Origin of the sequence: Enterococcus sp. C65 (assembly GCF_040887165.1) — a bacterium.
GTDB lineage: Bacteria > Bacillota > Bacilli > Lactobacillales > Enterococcaceae > Enterococcus_B > Enterococcus_B hirae.
In genome coordinates this window covers 21,620-40,507 of the sequence record NZ_JBFOFG010000015.1, presented here as the reverse complement: position 1 = coordinate 40,507, position 18,888 = coordinate 21,620, and the positions used below count along the sequence as shown (strand labels likewise).

General features: G+C 35.5%; 18 protein-coding genes. All 18 read right to left on the bottom strand.

Annotated features, from left to right (window positions below; all coding sequences use genetic code 11):
* A partial coding sequence (locus tag AB3I12_RS13060) for a hypothetical protein (RefSeq protein ID WP_063627753.1) occupies positions 1-192 on the bottom strand: 192 nt, incomplete at its 3' end.
* A gap of 145 nt (positions 193-337) precedes the next feature.
* Positions 338-673, bottom strand: a complete 336-nt coding sequence (locus AB3I12_RS13055) for a hypothetical protein (RefSeq protein WP_063627754.1) — start codon at positions 671-673, stop codon at positions 338-340.
* Between the two features lie 20 nt (positions 674-693).
* Entirely contained in the window at positions 694-2,286 is a 1,593-nt protein-coding gene (gene mobP2, locus AB3I12_RS13050; RefSeq protein WP_063627755.1) for a MobP2 family relaxase, read from the bottom strand.
* A 19-nt stretch (positions 2,287-2,305) separates the two neighbouring features.
* On the bottom strand, positions 2,306-2,728 hold the full coding sequence (locus AB3I12_RS13045) for a hypothetical protein (protein WP_002332779.1): 423 nt from the start codon (positions 2,726-2,728) through the stop codon (positions 2,306-2,308).
* Positions 2,729-2,745: 17 nt separating this feature from the next.
* On the bottom strand, positions 2,746-3,024 hold the full coding sequence (locus tag AB3I12_RS13040; protein ID WP_002332780.1) for a hypothetical protein: 279 nt from the start codon (positions 3,022-3,024) through the stop codon (positions 2,746-2,748).
* Positions 3,025-3,245: 221 nt separating this feature from the next.
* Entirely contained in the window at positions 3,246-3,695 is a 450-nt protein-coding gene (locus AB3I12_RS13035) for a PcfJ domain-containing protein (protein ID WP_231105556.1), read from the bottom strand.
* Between the two features lie 85 nt (positions 3,696-3,780).
* Entirely contained in the window at positions 3,781-4,566 is a 786-nt protein-coding gene (locus tag AB3I12_RS13030; RefSeq protein WP_231105557.1) for a hypothetical protein, read from the bottom strand.
* On the bottom strand, positions 4,563-5,678 hold the full coding sequence (locus AB3I12_RS13025; protein WP_063627756.1) for a hypothetical protein: 1,116 nt from the start codon (positions 5,676-5,678) through the stop codon (positions 4,563-4,565). Before AB3I12_RS13025 ends, AB3I12_RS13030 begins: the two co-directional genes overlap by 4 nt.
* A 17-nt stretch (positions 5,679-5,695) precedes the next feature.
* The gene (locus tag AB3I12_RS13020; protein ID WP_063627757.1) at positions 5,696-5,926 is read right to left on the bottom strand and encodes a hypothetical protein; all 231 of its coding nucleotides are present in this window, start codon (positions 5,924-5,926) and stop codon (positions 5,696-5,698) included.
* A gap of 22 nt (positions 5,927-5,948) precedes the next feature.
* Entirely contained in the window at positions 5,949-6,755 is an 807-nt protein-coding gene (locus tag AB3I12_RS13015) for a hypothetical protein (RefSeq protein WP_063627758.1), read from the bottom strand.
* 10 nt (positions 6,756-6,765) lie between these two features.
* The gene (locus tag AB3I12_RS13010) at positions 6,766-7,410 is read right to left on the bottom strand and encodes a hypothetical protein (RefSeq protein ID WP_063627759.1); all 645 of its coding nucleotides are present in this window, start codon (positions 7,408-7,410) and stop codon (positions 6,766-6,768) included.
* A 15-nt stretch (positions 7,411-7,425) separates the two neighbouring features.
* A complete protein-coding gene (locus AB3I12_RS13005; RefSeq protein WP_063627760.1) occupies positions 7,426-8,625 on the bottom strand; it encodes a glucosaminidase domain-containing protein in 1,200 nt (399 codons plus the stop codon).
* Positions 8,625-10,649 (bottom strand): VirB4 family type IV secretion system protein, encoded by a 2,025-nt coding sequence (locus tag AB3I12_RS13000; RefSeq protein WP_063627761.1) that lies wholly within the window; start codon positions 10,647-10,649, stop codon positions 8,625-8,627. The genes AB3I12_RS13005 and AB3I12_RS13000 overlap by 1 nt, the downstream gene beginning before the upstream one ends.
* A 162-nt stretch (positions 10,650-10,811) precedes the next feature.
* The gene (locus AB3I12_RS12995; RefSeq protein WP_063627762.1) at positions 10,812-11,405 is read right to left on the bottom strand and encodes a hypothetical protein; all 594 of its coding nucleotides are present in this window, start codon (positions 11,403-11,405) and stop codon (positions 10,812-10,814) included.
* On the bottom strand, positions 11,406-11,738 hold the full coding sequence (locus AB3I12_RS12990) for a hypothetical protein (RefSeq protein ID WP_002295656.1): 333 nt from the start codon (positions 11,736-11,738) through the stop codon (positions 11,406-11,408).
* Positions 11,739-11,789: 51 nt separating this feature from the next.
* Positions 11,790-14,174, bottom strand: coding sequence for a pLS20_p028 family conjugation system transmembrane protein (locus tag AB3I12_RS12985; RefSeq protein WP_063627763.1), 2,385 nt, complete (start codon positions 14,172-14,174; stop codon positions 11,790-11,792).
* Positions 14,171-16,786 (bottom strand): VirD4-like conjugal transfer protein, CD1115 family, encoded by a 2,616-nt coding sequence (locus tag AB3I12_RS12980; protein ID WP_063627764.1) that lies wholly within the window; start codon positions 16,784-16,786, stop codon positions 14,171-14,173. The genes AB3I12_RS12985 and AB3I12_RS12980 overlap by 4 nt, the downstream gene beginning before the upstream one ends.
* Positions 16,786-18,843: a hypothetical protein gene (locus tag AB3I12_RS12975; protein ID WP_063627765.1), complete on the bottom strand. Its 2,058-nt coding sequence runs from the start codon at positions 18,841-18,843 to the stop codon at positions 16,786-16,788. The genes AB3I12_RS12980 and AB3I12_RS12975 overlap by 1 nt, the downstream gene beginning before the upstream one ends.
* Between the last annotated feature and the right edge of the window lie 45 nt (positions 18,844-18,888).

Below are 18,888 nucleotides of genomic sequence, written 5' to 3'. Positions count from 1 at the left end.
AACAAATGGATAATCTTCTGCCGCATCGACGAACGTCTTCGTAGTCAGATTTAACGTTAAAATATCGCCACTTTGATACGCTTTTGCCGCTTTGTCTGTGACGACAAAAGCTCTGCCTGTTTGAATTTCTATCACAAAAACGAGATTGTCTCTGCTTTTTTCAACAACAACTCCAATCGTTGAATAAGCCATTTCTTCTTCCTCCCTTCTCTTTCTTTTGATATAATGTAGTCGCAAATCGCACCACTCATTGAATTGGCGGAAAACAATTCATTGAAAAAAAGAGTCCTGGACAATTACGTTCAGGACTCTTTTACTTCTTTTATTCACTTAACAACTAACATTCTGTGAGTGAAATAGACTCTTCAATGCTTTTACACGGGAAGTTATTGATCTCCTCTTCATTCATTTCCCAAGTAATATAATAAGGCGCTAACTTGCCCTCATATTCTTGAATGATAAAATATTTTTCACCCTTCACATGATTACAACAGTACACACCAGTAGCTGGGTACTCAACGACTAAAAATTGATTTGGATCAAACTGTTCGTTTCTCAACATTTCTCTTATCTGAAACAAATGCTCTTTTTCTAAACAATCGGGAAGTTGTTCGATTCGTTCTTCTCTTAATGATCCTTCTATAACTTTCCATTGATCTAAATATTGTTTCATTGCTATTCCTCCTACTGTCTTTACTGTCTTTCTTGTTCCATTTGAATTCTTCGTTGTTGCTCTTCGTAGGCTTTACTTGCGTGGTACTTTTCTTCATGGGCATTAATCGTTCGATTTAATTGACGCAAACTCCGTTGCGTGACAACTCTTTGTTGGAATTGTTTCCTGCGCTTCATGAACTCTTCGTAACTATATTTGTATTCATTCGTTGGCAACTGTTTAAGTGTTCGAAAGGATCGTTCATTGTAAATAGATTGCATCTGATCCATACTTTCTATTAAAGGTTTTATTTGACTATCCTGTTTCTTCAGTTCTGTTAGAATGGCATTTCCTGTGCGCTTTTTTAAATCAAAGAGAGCGTTTTTTTCTGCATCCTTTGATTCTCTCTTGCTTTCCCCATAAAGACTTTTTGCTTCTTCTTTCAATGCTTTTGAAATCTGTATATATTCTTGGTATTCAGGTTCTTTTGTTAACACATATTTGGTTAACTCATCGAGTTTCTCTCTTGTGTATGGTGAAAGTTTGGTTCGTTTTTCATCCCCGTAATTCCATTCCGAACGTTTGTCAGGTAGGGTTTTATATACTTCATTTAATAAGTTCATTGCGTGTCGATCGTAACGCGCTGGCTCTTTTACCACTTTTGTTAAGGTGTTACGCAAATCACTTTTCCGCGTCAATAAATTTCGTTTCTCCATACCAATCATTCGATCCTTTTCATAAGAAAAACGTTCTAACTCATGTACATAATTGGTCTTCATTGCGTCTAATGTTGCTTGTCTTCTCTTACCTTTCGGTACGATATAACTCACACCATTTTCAACCTCCGTGTAAGGTTTACGCGTATTTTCTTTTTCAACAACAGCAAAATGAATATGGATATGTTTGGTATTACGGTGAATCGTTGCCATCCAGTAGCCTGTTTCGTTCAGTTGCTCTTTCTCGAATAATGTCTCCATCATTTTTCTTCCAGCTGCTTTTAATCCTTCTTCATCTAAAGTATCTGTTTTGGGATCGTACAATCCTATTTTTTCAAGATACGAATTATCATGAGAGACAACATCTTGATAAATGATTGAGCCTTTTTGTTGTCCTCTTTGGAAGATTTGCTTAATCTCCTTCAGATCACTTCCTTTCACTTCGTCTGAAGCCATAGAAAAAACTCCAGGAAGGTTTCCTGAAGCTTTTTTGTGTGGCTCTGTTTGATATTTTTTTATTGCTTGGTTCAAGCGTTGGTATTCTTTTTGTTCACTTTGCGTCAGTTCTTTCTTTTGTTCTAACGCATAGTGACGGGTCATATAAGAAAGATATTTGGTAAAATTTTGTTCCTCTAACTTGTCAAAGTTGATTCCATTTCCCATCAACGATTGCGCTTCATTCGCCGTTTCACTGAATTCTTTATCCTTCTTACTCTCCGAAAAAGTTTCTCCTTCAGGAATATAAAAATCCTCTAAAGCATTCTTGATTCGTTGCAGTTCCTGTTCTTCTTCAGGCGTACGTCGTTCCATTTCTTCCAGCGATTTTTCTCTTGTCATATAATCAATGTATGTTGAAAAAGATTTTTTATTGGGCAAGGTAAATTGACAAGTGAGAATGACTGCAGGCGATTTATTCATCATGTTCCCCTTCTACTTTTTATCTTTTTAAAAACTTTGTTGGATCAAACGGGTCTACTCTGGCATGAACAGATTCATTTATTGGTTTCTTGATCTTAGGAGAATACTTTTTCGTTTGATTCGCTTTTATTTTCCCTTCCACACGCTCTTTTGCTTCTTGATAGACAGTTGAATTTGTACCAATTAGTATTCCTGTATCTTTCAAATGAAGATCCGCAAACTCTGAAACCATTTCGGTTAAAATAGAAATTTCCTTTCCCATTGCATTCAACTTTGCGTTCGTCATATTATTATTTTTTTCAATTTCTGGATCGTAATTCATACATAAAAATCGAATGGCTTCAGAATAATTTTTTACCGTAGGTTGAGTTTCCATAATATGTTTTAAAACTTCATCGTGCGCTTCATAAAATGTAATATGCTTTTCTATCGCTTTAACCATAGAACATTATCTCCTTCCTAATGTGTGATTAATATTTCAATTAAGTTCTTGACCTCGTTCGTGTATGCTTCCAAAACTTTTGTATTATGCAGCTGAACATCTGTAAATTTTTCCAATAAACGATCAAATTGATCTTTCTTGTAGTCCATTAAAGGACGCTCAAAGTCGTTTTCAATCAATAATTTTAAGTAGTCATTTCTGCTCCATTTTGAGTCTGTTTTTGTCCTTAACTCTTCACAACGTTTATCAATTTCATTAATGTACTTGGTATTAATATCTCTGATAATGATATCCATATGATTCTCCTTTTTACATTATGGATAGTCTATGGATGGTATCCATAAGCTATCCATAATATGGTTTTTTGCTATCCATAGACTATCCATGAAACTCAATTTTTGATATCAGATTTTTCCCTTAGAAACGTGGTAGGCACAGCCTACCTAGCACCTTTCGTAAGAAAGTGATATCACGTTTCCTTATGCTCTTTAAAAAATAAGAAAAACTTGCTGTTAAATCATTTGTAAGGAATAGCTGCTACAATTTTTCTGATTACCTGAAGTTCTTGTTCATCTGGTAATGAATCGTATTTCCCATAGCATTGGACCACTTCATAATTTCCATATTTTCTTTTCTCTATTTCAACTGTATAACGATGCTTCCGTCGTTCATACTTCCAAATAGTTGAACCACCTCTTTGTATTTTTTCTAAATAGCTATACACACAATGGTGCATAGTTGATCCTTCCAGAAAGAGTTCTTTATTTGTTTTAATCAATTTAAAGTGAGGATGACTTTGTAAATGTTTAACAAGCAACCTATATTTACCATGTTGTTTTAATTTGAATGTTTTTAATCTTCTAACTTGCTTCAAATTATATTCTTCAACAATTTGATTATGTTGTCTTGATAATCCGCGTTCTGTTTTAAAATTGAATTCGAGTTTCTTATTTAAAGAAAAACTCATGTCGATTAAATCAGATAAAATAATTGTTGCAAAACTTGGTAAAATGCACGTTTGAACATAACTGATTAATAATACTTTTATAAATTCACGGCTGTTCTTCTTTGCTTGTTACCCTTGTTCTTATCTTCATCAACGCATACGTATAACGTAAAGGATATTTATTTACTTTTTTAGTAAATCTTTTTGTTGGATACTTATTACACAATAACTCATATTTATTTTTTGCTTTTATAATTTCAGCCCAAGTGAAAGGCAATGAATCTTTTTCTCCCATCATTTCTTTAATAAACGGATTGATTTTTTTTAATATTGATTCACAGGAACAATCCATGAATGTGAGGGAACTCTCGTAAGATAATGCAATTTGTTTCGTCTTTCTTTGCTCTAAAATGGTAAATCCATTTGATTCATCCTGTAAAAACAAATGTTGAGAATCATTATATCGGATATAAAATGGCTGTGACTGAAAATAAATAGAACGCCCAATACTTTCAAATTTTAACTGAATAAATTTCAGACAATCATATTCTTCACCACCATTAATTAATTCTCCTTCATCATCTATTATCAGTCGGTGATTTTTTTGATATTCGACTCGTACTAAATATTCTAAGTTTGTTGTTCCATCAAATTTTATTGCTGAAATAGTTTCTTTATTTTTATTGATATAGTTCTTGAATCTCCGTAAATGGGAAATGATCTTTGACTCTTTGGGATCAATAATTCTTCCTTCAAGACAAATAAATGTCAAATAATCGTATTTTTCTTTTAATTGGAATAATCGCATCAATTCTTCGTTATCCTCAATTGAATAGTGTTGAAAATGATGACTGATATCTTCAAATAAATGTTTTAAATTGATCGAATTCATTGAATCTCATCTTCTTTCATAGAAAGCTTTTTACTTACTTCTAAAGCATCACTTTTCCATCCAATGTATGGTTTGTTTTGTAGAATATGACTTCCATCTAGCCACACTTTTCCGATACTATACCGTAGGAACGCTTCGACTTCATAAAAATTGTAGACCTCTTTTCTTCGGTCAATAAACTTCCTTTTTTGCTCTCCTTGAATAGAGTCTTTGATTTCCTTATTCGTAAATTCTTGAATACTCGTGTGAACAGTATTCGTATGAAGCAACCCGTCATACTTCCCATAGTCAACATAGTACTCATAACCAAAAAGTGTTGGTATCAAATCAATATCTATTTCTTTTTCAATTGAACGTTTAATGAATTTTGTAGAAACATACCCGATTAATGCAAGAACACAACCAAGCACAAATAAATACATATATTCATTAATAAATTGAATGAACGTTGTCAGAAAGTCCTTCAATCCCTCTATCGTTCTTCCTGAGTGATCTATACATTCTATTAGAGCCGTTAGAATACTTCCTAAAACAATGAAGTCAAATAAACTTTTAAAAAGTTTGCTCATTGTTAATTTTTGTTTGATAATTTGTAGAAGTAAGTGACTTAAAATAAACGCGAATACTATAACAATCGATGTCATTAGCACTGTAAAAATATCTGACGGCGAAATCCAATTTGGATCTCTTATCAGGTAATAGGTTGTTCCAAATATCCCAAACAAGTAAATAGCTAAATCGAAAACAAGACGAGCAACATAACTACAAATTTTTCCAAATGGCCATAATTGTAATGTCCAAAATTCTTTTCGCTTGATATTCGATTTCAATGAAAACCAAGTGTGTTCCATCCAGTCATTGGATTGTATTTCAATTTCTTCTTTAAATTCCTTCTTCATTTCTTGCCAATGTGACGGCATAAATTTGCGGATCTTTAAACATGAAATCATCAACACAATGCACGATAGGAAACTCATAAACAAAAATGATAAATCTTTATTGATAAACCAAAAGAAAATTGGAACGACAATCACAGCGAGACTAAAGAAAAAAACAGCTATACCTACGGTGATATAGCTGATCCATAAACATTTTTGATATACTTTTTTCACATAAAATCCTCCTGTTTTTATTTACTGTCAGCTGTAAAATATTTTTTTGCAGCTAAATATAGAGTTTCAAATGATCTGAATTTTAATGTGTCTAAACTCTTTCTACCATTCTTCAACTCAGATATTGTTGTGTTAGATAAATTCACTTCTTGACAAATGTCTTTAGCTTTTACAACTTTTAGATAGGCTTTAATCAACACTTTCTGCTCAGCGAAAGTATCTTTTCCGACCAAATTCACTCGCTTCATTTCTTTCACTCCACCTGTTTTACTAAATATTTTCTTTTGTCATACGATCAATTTTTTCTTGAAGTTTTTGAATGATCTCTTCTTGATCTTTCATTTGCGTTTTCGATGTTTCAATTTCTTGCTGATAACCATTAATCTTGTTTTCAGTATTTTCCTGATCCTCTGCGATTTGATAAGGCAATTGATCTTTTAATTTCTTCACTAATTCTTCATTTAAATCAATGGTTGCTTGGAAGGATTCAATTTGTTTTTTTGCTGCTTGTTGTTCTTTCTTGTATCCTTTCACTTTGTAATTGATCGCATGTTGTTCATAATCCTCATCTTTCACTCGATCTTTGACCTTATCTTCGTGAACATAATAAATCAGATTTTGCGGTTCCTGCATATCTACTTTTGGATCAATTTTCTCAGGAATAATGGTTAAACGCATAGCGATATATTCTTCTGGTACATGCGTTAACTTCACTACAAAATAATCATCAGACACCTTTATTACTTTTACTTTTATTGCTTGATAATCGCCTTTTGCTGTCTTTACTTCTACCTGATAATTAAGATTAGCCAGTTCTTTTAACAAGCTTTGATCTTCATCATCGATCGCAAATTCAAAAACTAATTGCTGGTTCGCTCCTTTTTCTTTCGATACCATTGTCAGTTCTTTCGTGTTTAAAAATGCGTTCGTGCTTACCTCATCTGGTATGTCTACCTTCTTGTGCGTATAAATCGGACTAGCAATAATCAAAAAGCCGAGAATCATAAAGATTCCCAGCCATTTAAGATAACTTTTCCGTTTTTTGAAACGTTGTCTTGCTCCTTTTTTCTTACTCATTTTCTTCCTCCTAACGAGTGAAATAACTAAAGTCTGTGACTTTCCATTGCCCATCGACTTGTTTTTCAGTGACAGTTAATCCACCTTTTATTTTTTGCGGTTTGACATCTTTGAATTGAGGATTGCCGATTGTATAATCAACAAATACCACAAAGTTTTGTTGCTCTTTTTCACTGCTTGTTTGAGCGTAAGTTTGCACGTCACCTAATGTAAAGGAGTAACTTCCGTAATCATCATGTTGGTGATTATCGGCTGCAGGACTTAATTTATCGATCACTTCCTGGGTTGCGACATTTTTTAGTTTTTCCGTTAATTCATTTCTGCTTAATGATTTATCAATGGCCAATTGACCGAACTCTTCTGCCGTCTTTCTTTGTGCTTCAGTGACTTCCTCTTTTGCTTTTGTGCCATCTTGTTGCTTCAGCTGATCGATTTCTTGGTTTTTCTCATTGATGGTTTGATTTAACTTGTCGATCTTCGCCTGTGCCTCAGAGGAATTTTTTTTGAGCTTCTCAGACGCGTTTTTAGCCACTTCTTCAATTTTATAGGTATTTGTCGCTTGTTCCTCTTTCAGCTGCCAAAACAACGCGATATTACCGATTAAACTAATGCTAATTACACTTGTTAAGACGATTTTTAAGGTTTTATTTTCCATATTTTTTCTCCTAAATTATTTTTTACTGCTGTTTAAAAATGGTAATGGATCGATCCATGTACCATCATCAATGAATGCGTGCCCTTGTGCTTGACGCCAATCCATTCGCGTAAATCCTAAATGCAAGTGTGCGGTATCTCGTATCCCGATTACTTGACCAACTTTCACTTGATCACCAACCTTCACACGAGAATTTCCTGTACTATTCGCAAATTCTTGATACACCATATTCAAACCGTCGTAATTAATCACAATCACACATGCCCCTAAACCTGAAATACCAGGATTGCCAACGTACACGACTTTTCCTCCATGCACCGCGTGAATTTCACTTCCTGGATGATCGACTGAACCAAAATCTAATCCATCATGGAAACCATTTGGTCGGAACTCACCTCCTGGATTCGTTCCAAACAATTGCCCACCGCTAAAGGAATTTTTATCTAAACTGCTGCCAGGGAATGGGCTCGTCCACTCACCAGTTATTGTTCCGTTATTATTACCACCTTCACCCCAATGTTTGATCGCAAATTCATCATATTCTGTTAATTTATTTTTATTAATAATAGACATACAATTTTTATAATACGCACTATCTTCAGTAATTCCTGCAGCGGCATAACCACCTCGTCCTAAGATCAACAAGCTTGCGCCAGGGCTTTTATTTCCTACACAAGCATTGAAATTTGATTGTGTGGCTACCATAAAACCGTAATATGAGAAGGCTGCTTTAGAGTTAGGAAACTTCATGTACCAACCACCTTCAATACCACCAATTCCTCGTGCAGTTCCTTTTGGAAATAAACAGCCATCGAACCACGTAATCCCAAAATAATTGAGATCATTTCTTGCGGATGCCGATGTACCAAACGCTGATTCATAACCGTATTGCGAAAGAATTACACTTGGTAATAATTTATATTTCACGGCTGCACCTACAGCGTATTGTGCGATTTCATCTGAAAATTGTCCTCTTCCTTTGATTTCTTTATAAATGGGTAATCCTTCCGAATATTCTCCTGTAAAAGCTTCGCCACCACTACTTGAATCAGAATTATCAATAGAACCCGCGGCAAGTATTAGAAATAGGGTCACAAACACAGTGATCAAAATAGTAATCAAACCTGCAGAAGTACCAAACAACCACAAAAATAAGCGCCGCTTTGCACGACGCTTAACATACTGCTTGATTAAACTTTCGTTTTGGTTTTCCATTATTTTCCTCCATCAAACAATTTTAATTGACGTTTGTTCGGACTAAAATGAACACGAATGGTTTCTTTTGAGCCAAAATTGATCACAGCGTCTCCTTGATTTTGTTGAGGAATGGATTCTAGTTCTGAGTTCGTCATTGATTTACCAACTAATCCCTCTATATGATGTAAAATAGATTCGTCCATACGCATGAAAATCTTCGTAGAAGAGAATTCAAAGACTTTCTTCAGTTTCGAGAAGTTATCAGAAGACATATTTTCTGGTACCATTTCTTGTGGGGATTGTGTCGCTAAAACAGTCATTGCTTCTACTTTACGCATTTCTCGTTGGAAGTTTGTGACATAATTTACTGTTTCAATAAAATCTGGATTGATCGCGTTATGGCACTCATCAATCATCGCCAAGAAGCGTTTGAAGTCCTGTTCTTCCATTTGTTTTTCTTTAATCAAGCGTCGTTGTCTTCGGCCTTGAATCAATGCCTGATTCCAAATCAACGTCATAGCCATGTACATTTGACATTGTTGTACCCCACGATCTAAACCTGTAATAGAGTCAATGTCAAAAAAGACCAACTGTTGTTGGTCAAGGTGTCGAATCGTACTATGACCATCAAAAATCATGCCATACGTCTCACATAAGGATTCTACGATGGATTCCATTTCTTCTTTTCGATTCTTTTTCTCTTGAGAAGCACCTGGTAATTCCAGTTGTCCTAAAAAGTCTAAAAATTCTTTGAACGTCGGATAAGCTTCTGGATCTTTCCCTGTTACTTGCGTCTCAGTATTTGAACGCGAGTTTGAGGAAGTAAAGCCGCGTGGTACTGTTCCGTACTCTTCATAAAAACGATTTAAATAGGTCTTAAATTCTGCTTTCATCGTTCCTTTTAGCTGAGGACTCACTAACTGTACCTGATAGACCACTTTGTCTAAGTGCGTTTGATAGGACGCTGCTTCATTGATTTTCAAATCTTTGACTGATCCATCGTCATATAAACTGGATGCTTCATCATACGTCCGTGTGGCAAATATCTCTAAAGGATTGATCATCCCGTCAGATCCGTCTAAACGCACCATAATGCCGTTATATTCCTTTAAGAAAGGAATAAAGTCTTTTCCCTTTTCAAAGCCCCAAATAAAGTCACCTGCAGCTAAATGGGCTTCCGCGATCATTTTAAGAACGGTCGATTTACCAGCTCCCATCATTCCTAGAAGCAAGGTATTAGTAGACAACCGTACACTATTTTTATACGTCGCATTCCAGACAAATGGGCCGCCTGTCATGGTTTCCCCATATTGTGTACCTCCTGGATCTTTTAGCGTTTGGTGGTGGAACGGGAAACCTCCGCCAATGTTTAGCGATGGTAGTGATTGCCCTTTGATATTTCCGAACCATTCAGCTTGTTCATCGAACATGGTAAACATCGATTGCCAATCTCGTTTGGTTTTATGCAGATAGGTCACCGCACGATAATCCATCCCTTTGAGATTTTCAATCAGTTCCTGCGCTCGTTCATCTACTTCTTGAATCGTGTTTCCGTAAACATGTACTCTCACTTTGACTTGTTTAGAAATTTCCCCATTAGAAGTCAATTTTCGGGCATATTCCGCTAGTTCCAGGTATTCTTCTGCGCTTTTATTTCGGTCAGTCGCTTTTCGTTCGTTATCTGATCGATCATTTAATTCATCTAAGGCACGATTGATTTGATCAATCACTTTTTGCTTTTCATCTGTGCTAACATCTAGTGTGGCCACTGTATGAGGATTGTTCATGAGATTGGCCAACCAAAAAAGCGTTGGATTTTTTGTGTAGTGATAAACTGTCACACACCGTGAATAACCATTTCCATAGGTCACATACTCTTCATCGAAATTTAATCCACCTTGTGGCATCACTTGTTTTAAAAAATCTAAATCATACCCTTTGGATTTTAAAATTTCTATTTCCCGATTTCCTAGTTGCTTTAATGGATCAAGTACTTTTTGATCATTTTGTGGTGAAAAAGCTGTTTTAATCGCTTCTAACATGTACAGTCACCTCTTCTTGTTTGATTCTTTACTTGGTTAAAAGATTGCCCTTTTCCCAACTTACCCAAGCTTAACGTGTGAGGAAATTTTCTAGTGGGCTCTTCCTTCGGAACATCTTTTTCTAACCATATCAACGGATATTTCATTCTCTCTTCTCCATTTCTACTCATCATTCATATTGTTCATTCGATAAAGAATCTTGATCAATTCTTTTTTGTAGAGTGGTTTTAACCCTAAAATGCCACTAGATCGCATTAATTGACGGTTTCTGGTTTGTAACTCCTTGATTGTCTTTCCTTCAATGATGAAAAAGAAGCTTAAATCAGGACGTTCTTGTTCTGCTCGTTTCAATTCCTGGATTTCCTCTACTAATTTCTTTTCATATTTTCTTAATCGCTGTAGATTTCTTCCTAAGGATTGTTCCATACGATTTTTATCTAATAACTGCCGCTTTTGCACGATTTGTTCCGTTAGATCCGTCTCTGTGGTCAAACTAACTAACTTAATCGTTGGCACATACGTACGCATGACGGTGGTCAACTGATTCATTCGTTCCAGTTTCTCTTGTTCATTTAATCCTTCCACATCTGTTGAAACTATACGATAATAACGTTGAAAATGATCTTCTTTAGTAATTAAGACTCCCTCTTCTGTACACGATTTATAAGGAAATAAGTCCAAGATAGAGCGATCTTCTGGTTTTCCAAACTGCAAAATGGATTTTCTGTCAACTGAATTTTGACCTTTGACTCGCATTTATTCATCCTCCTTATACGTACCATGATAATTTCGGTTAGGATCTAAAGCATGATAATGGTTCTTGTCCGTAAAAAAAATAGACTCGATAATCGCAAAAATTTGTCGTTGACCAGGATTATTATAGGGGCGCCAAACAATCACTAAAGCTATCGCAATCCATAAACCATAATTCAAGAGTGCAAAAAAGAGTGGTAAGTGGACAAGATTATTGACTATTTTCGCCCAAAAAAAGCAACCACCCAGCGTTAATAGATCTAAAAAGAAAAAGGCGAAAAACTTCCATTCCCCACTAAATCTTGGAGGATTTTTCATATTTATATATTTATCCATAAATGATTTCTCCTTTTCATACATAGAAAAAAGGCCTAACTCGTAGGCCTTTTATGGTTTGATATCCTTCAATAACTGTTCTTTCAATTCATTGTTCCTGTTTTTAGTTTCTCTTGTTACATTTATTTTTGTTGGTGTAGTAAATGCCACATTTGCTGGCTTGTAACCTGTGTGAACTTTTTGAATAGGTTCTGGTGCAGCTTCTCTTGTCACAATATTTTGAACGGACGCATTCCCTGTCTCACCACTTTCAGCTAAATTGTAAGAAACAGTTGTCAGATTTCCATTTTCAGGCAAACGACTTGGTTTCATTTGAACAGTACCTGCAGGTGATTGGTGAACAAAGCTTTGATCATTCTCTTTGAATTGATTCAAACGACTATCTTTCATTGATAAATTTTGTGCCTTAGGTAAACCAATTTTCGTTGATTTTTCAGTTCCAACTTCGACTCCATTATCATTTGGCAGATCGATGGAATCATCATCCGTTTGTACTTCTTGATTTCGTTTTGGTAAATCTGAAATGCGTTTTTCGTTTTCAGAATTAATGTTAGATTTATAACGATATTGTTCTGGATCGGTTTTTGGTAACTGACCATGTTGTCCTTCTTCTGAATCTTTTTCTCCGATCGAATTTTCGTTAGAATGTAACTCATCTTGGTGATCTTTGGCTGAAGGAATCGCTGCACCTTCTTGATTTTCTTTTTCACTTGTTGTATTAGCTTTTACTGCTGCACTGACTTGTCCTTCACCATACGCATCTTTTAGTCCTTCTTTGACTTCTGAAGCTTTTTCTTTTTGTTTTTCTAGTGCTTCGGACGGATTCTTCACAGCTTCAGCCAATTCTTTGGCTCTCGTGCCATCTAATTTCTCTTCTAAGGTGTCTTTGGCTTTTTCTGTAAGATCTTCAGCTGTTCCTTTTAACCCACGTTCATTGACGTAACCAAGACCTTCTGCGTCTTTAGAAACACCATTTTTCGCTTTCCCGAACATTTCGGAAACTGTTTTCTTACTATTAGGTACAGTTGTAGCTTTATCGTCTGATTGTTCTTCCCCGTTATCAGGGGTAACATCTTTTCGATTGCCAAATCCATTTTTACGAATATCATTTAAATTGCTTAAACCACTCTTACCAGCACTTGCAAGGTTTTTAGCTCCGCTACCCACATTTTTCGCAATATTTCCTAAGGCAAACATGCTAAGAAGAGAATTGCTGCCGTTTTTCAGGCTTGTATCAACGCCGAAAATCTTCGTAACCGATTGAGAGCCTTTGAATAACGCAATGGTTAACACAATTAAAGCAACAACATACAAAAATCCGTTGATCTTTCCTGCTGCATGCAAATCACCGATACCTGAAAGCATTAATGTATAGATTCGTAATTCTAAAATTGTAAATGCCAATAACAAGAAGGATTGAGAAATATCTTCTATCGCACTTTTCATCCGTTGGCCTGTCTCAAAGTCCGTTGACGCGGCAATCACTAAATAGAATTTTTTAAATACCAGCTCAATAATGCAAGTAACGATCGTAAATAGGATAAATAAATAGGCCACCGCCAAAGAAGATTCACCAGCTAAAATAATCCCTGGACTACTAATGTATCGGCGATACCCTGAAGTATAGACATATTTTGCTAAGCCTTCATCACTGATTTGCACAGGTATTTCTTTTCCATTATCATCCAGTTCCAATCGATATTGTAATGCCTTTAACCGATCCTTTTGTATATCTGATAACCCACTTTTATCATTACCTGCCATGCCTTTAGCTTGTTCAGGAGTAATAATCCCATTGATATTCGCTGTTTTAAAATTTTTAGCAGTCAAGGCATTTCTTTTGTCTGTTGGTAAGGATTCTACTTTATTCGGGTCAGTCGCTAGTAATGTACTGACATCGATCACATTATTTTGAATAATTTGAAAAGCAGGTGAACCCGTTTTATCTGCTTTATTTGCTGCAGTGACGTCTCCGTAAAAACTTTTACTGATATTTAGCCCTTCATCGATTAAAGAACTACCACCAAAAATCAAAATCATGGCCATGACTAAATTCACCAAGATATTTTTGATTTTTGGTGGATGTTTACTCATAAAAAATTTCAAACCTAAATAAATTAATGTGACAACACAAAAAAGAGCTAATACCTTACTAATCAAACTTTGAAACAGTTCATTCACACCAGCAGCGTTCAATAAGTCTTTTAAATCAAAGCTTTGATAAATGGTTTTTTCTAGTAAAGTATTGAGATTATATAACCCTTTGATCAACCCCCATAAAAAAGTATTACAAATCCAACTGAACACATCTTGATACTGCAGATAATTACTATAATCTTGTAAGACTTTCGTTACAGCTTTTGGACTTGCATCCCCTTCTCCAAATAAGCCTGACCACCAGTCGGCTATGCCAGAAAAAATTCCTCCAATGATCATTCTTTCACCGCCTTATCAGCTTCTAATAACAACCGTTTCCCAATCATTTCTGAAATTTCTTGATTCTTGATCAACTTTTCAACATATTCTTGAAGACGATCCGTTGCTTGTTCTTCGTAAAATTGAATTAACAATTTTTTGGCCGTCTCATTTTCAAGAGATTGAACGATTTTATAAAACATATTATCTTCGATTTTTTCTTCCAATTGTTCATGCAGTCCATGATAGAGATCTCTAGCATCTTCATCTGGTAAGAAATAATCATAATCAATCTGTAATGCCTTTAAATCGAGATCTGCGTGAGTACAATAAATATCGATATCATGAATAGTTCGTCCTAAGGTATCGAAATCTTCAAGATACTGATAAGCATAAGGACTATTTGTTTTTTCAGAATTAAAAATAGGATAGGGTCTTATCTTGTTTCCTTTAAGATCTTCACGCTTTAACGGTGCAAGAACAATGGTCTCTCCTTTTAAAAGACTCCTAATTCGTTCGGGAGGCAAAATACGATCTGAATCAACATTACGATTGATATGTGTGTTCATTCCCAAAGCATTGATCGTACTATTTTCTTGTTCCACTGTTTTGTTACCGACGTTTTGAGAAAATTCTTCAATCGTATCTGTATTTGAAGACATAATATAAATATGTGTTTGACAATTTTCTTTGATGATATCTGCATTATCTTCACCATATTTCGCACGTAGTTGTTTATATGATTGAATAAACAGATCCCATAACATATTACGACCTGCCGTAACCGTCATGATTCCTTCCATGTTGTCCATCGGTGGCATATTTCCAAATTCATCTAAAATAAAATGAATTCTACGGTGACATTTATCACCTTTGGTCTTAACACACTGTGTAGATAATTCTTTATATAGCTGACTAAGAAAAATGCTAACAATGATATGGTTAGATGGATCAAAATCTGGCGTCAACATAAAGATCGCCATCGGTTTATCGGTATAGTGCATCCGAATAGACTCTACTAGTAAGTTACTTTTACTTTCATCCAGTTTGAGAACCGCTTCTTTTTCCCATTCTGGCAAATGGGTTTCTCCTCGTTTTTTTCGATAGACGATTTTTCCCTTTTCATCTTTCAATACTTTTTGAGAGAACTCATACCAAGCCACATATTCTTTTCCTTTGTGATCATATTTTAAGCAAACTTGATCCCCTTGTTCTAAATGACAGTCAAAATTAATTTCACAAAATCCTTTATAGCCTACTTTGACACGTTCTTCATGAAATTTTTTGTCCTCATGATAGAACTCTATACTAATTCGTTGATTTAATAGACTTTCGTGTAATTTCAAATCTAAATATTTGGGAAACCCAACCGATTTATATTCGATGGTTGATTGAGAAGTCATTTTCGCAATTTTCGTTAAGGTAAATGGGTTCAATCCTGTGATTGCCGTCGATAAAATATTCCCTTTTGCTTTATCAGAGCCAATTTTCGTTGCCCCATATTGTTTTTTCGCTAAATTTCCAGGTGGCAACTGATTCATGAACTCATCTAAGGCATTGAGCTGCTTGAATTCATTCTCAGGATCTGGATAATAATTAAAACCGCCAATTTCTGAAAGTAGTTCAACGAGATTATTGGGTGTTAATTTGGAGTAATCACCTGTTTGATCCGCTTGTTCTAACAACGCAAAAATAAGCGCATTGACAGCTTTTTGTGCATTTTCGTTGAAATATTTATTATCAGAAGCATTCGCGTCATAATAAATCGTATTTGTAAATGTATTTGCTAGCTGTGTCGCAGTATCTACGTCTCCTCGTTGCCAATATTTCACAATTAAAGCCAAAGGATTATCACTCATAGACTGTAACGGTTCAGTCAAATTATAAGCATAAACATCATAGCCTCTGGCTTCTAACTCATCTTTGCTGGCTACATACAACTCATTTTTAGGATCATTGACGACCAATGAACTTTGTTTTTCTGCACGAGATAAATTATCAATAGTCGCTAATACTTCAATCTGCCCTTTCCCTGATCGAGAAGTACCAATAATACAGGTATTGACGGTATCCGTTTGGATATACCAATACTTTTTATAGTGAGTGATAGGAATGCCACCATATCCAGGAAAAGAACCTTTCGTATCCGGTATCTGAGGATAGATCTGTTGGATTTCTTTTAGCGTCATTAACCGATTATCTCCTTTTTGTCCATCGGCTAACGGACGAAACCACATATCCATTTTCAAGCCCATAAGTACAGCTGGAACAACGCAAATGGTGGAAACAACTAATCGTGTACCTAAACTTGTTGTTGGGGTCAAAGGATTCCAAAAACCAGCTGAATCAAAATGAAAAATCTGCGGCATTTCCTGTAACTGAAAAAGATTCATTCCTTGTAAGCTTCCTTGAATGATTTCAAATCGACTGAAAGCTTCAGGTATTCTTGTCACTAAATAATCTAAAGGGAGATAGACTAAGCCACTATACATTAGTTTTTGTTTGACTCGCTTATCATGTTTACCTGGTAATCTTTCACCTGCTGGTGCATAGCGATAAAAATGTGATAGATATTTCTTTTTTTCTAGATTAAAAGGTTTGTTTTTTCGTTTCGTTGTTTCTCTCACACGCATTATTTCACCTCATTTGATTCTGAACTTTCGGAAGTGTTTGATTGTACAGTTGAATCGCTTGATCCTTCTTTAGCCTTACTAGAATCATTCTCTTTGCTATTTTCCATACTTGACTCTGCTGTTGACTGATTGGTACGATTCAATAATTCTTCTAATTGTTGTTCATACTCTTTTCTTGCTTGTTCCTGGGCTTCTTCCTTGATTGACGCCGTTGTGGCTACAGAATCTGCCTGTGAAGATTGATTGATATGATTAAAAGCAAATACTGTTCCTCCACCTAGAAGCAAGCTTAAACTTGCAATACATCCCACCATCCATCCGTTAAAGGAACGCTGTGGTGAAGGAGTTAAATTTGCTTGGTTGTTCACTGGCATTTGAACAGCAGCTACTGAAGGCGTTGGTTGAGGTTGTGCTAGATAATTTAACTGTGCTTGTCGCAATGTATCCATTTGTTCTTGACGTTCCTTACGAGCAGCTGCTTCTTTTTCCTTTTCTTGCTCTAACCGTTGTTTTTCTATCGCCATTTGTTGTTCCGCAAGATCCTGTTCCCGTTTTTTTATTTCTAATTGTTCGCGCTCTTTTTCTTTTTGTCGTTGTTTTTCTTCTTGTTCTTTTAATTCTTGTTGTTGAATGGCATACTCTTTTTTCCATTTTGGAATTTGTACTTGTAATTCTTGCTGGATCTGCTCGTGTTTTTCCATAAGAACTTCAGTTGTTGTTTGATATAGCTTATTCAGTTGCTCATTTAATTCTTTACTAATCTTTAGCTTATCGGTACGCAAACCTCGGTAGAATTCTTCTTTCCGTTCTCTTATACGTTCTTTTAACAAGTTATCTTTTTCTTTCGATAACGCTTCTTGATTCGTCTGAGTAAAATTGTTGATTTTTTCTACACACAAGGAATACGCATTGTCGCGTTTCTTTTCGTACCGCTCTTTGATTCTTTGTACTTCTTCTTCAATCATTCGCTGTTCTTCTTTATTTAGTTCCTCTTTTGCTCTCTCCCAATTCGACGACTGTTCCGTCGCATACTCATTTATTTCTTGGTCTGTTTCCTGTTGGCGTTCTTCAAAAGTAGCTAATAAATCTTCTTGTGCAATCTCATGCCAATTGGTTGATTGAACAGACTCTAACTGTTCTAAAAGTGTACCTTTCCCCTGTGAGATTAATTCTTCTTTACTCTCTAAAAATGCTTGATAGGTTTGGGGTAATTGATATTTCGAATAAAGCTCATTTAAAAATAATTTATTTTTTTCTTTCATCCATTCATACTCTGGCGGATATTGATCCAAAATATAATCTAATACAGTTGCCTTTTGTATCTCTGTTTCGTTTTTCTCTACTTCTTCACTGATAAGTGGTTCAATATATTCCTGAGAATCCCCTTCAGTCCATGTTGGCTCTTCATTCGCTTCGACTGGATCAATCTCTACTTCGATCGTCTCTTCCGTTGTTTCTTCAAAGGGATCGCCATCCAATTGATCCATTACCTCGTTCTCTTCCTCAAATATCGATTTCTGAGTCGGAATATCAGCTTGTTCGGCAACATTCACTGGCTCTTTTTCTTTTGATTCCTTCTTTGGAAAAATTGGTCGTTCCCATGGTACTTCTTCGTTTACTTCGACTTCACTCACTTGACTCACTTTTCTTTGGTCGTTCTCTAGCTCTTCTTCTAAAACTTGTAGAAGTTTTTCGTTTCGATAAGACTCTTCCACACTCATGGTTTCATCCGTTTCCTTAAACACATCAAGGCGGATCAAATCCATCAATGTAGGATAGAAACCTTCTGAAATTTGATAATCCAGCGGGCCAAAAACGTATTCTGTACCAGCTTTCTCTATTTTTCCTTCTGTGTCATGTAATGTGAGAGTCAACTTAACAGAAGATTGACTCTCTTGTTCCAGTACTTTACCTAACGCATGTAGTTGTTCTTCCGTTTCAATGACCGAATATTTCATTGTTTTTGGTAAAAAAGAAGTCCGCTTTCCTACTTCTTTCGTTGCTTTTTTTATTAACTCTTTATCTTTTTTGGTATTGCCTAAAATAGTAAAATACATGAATATTCTCCTTTCATAAAAAAGGAGTAAAAAGTAGGATTGTAC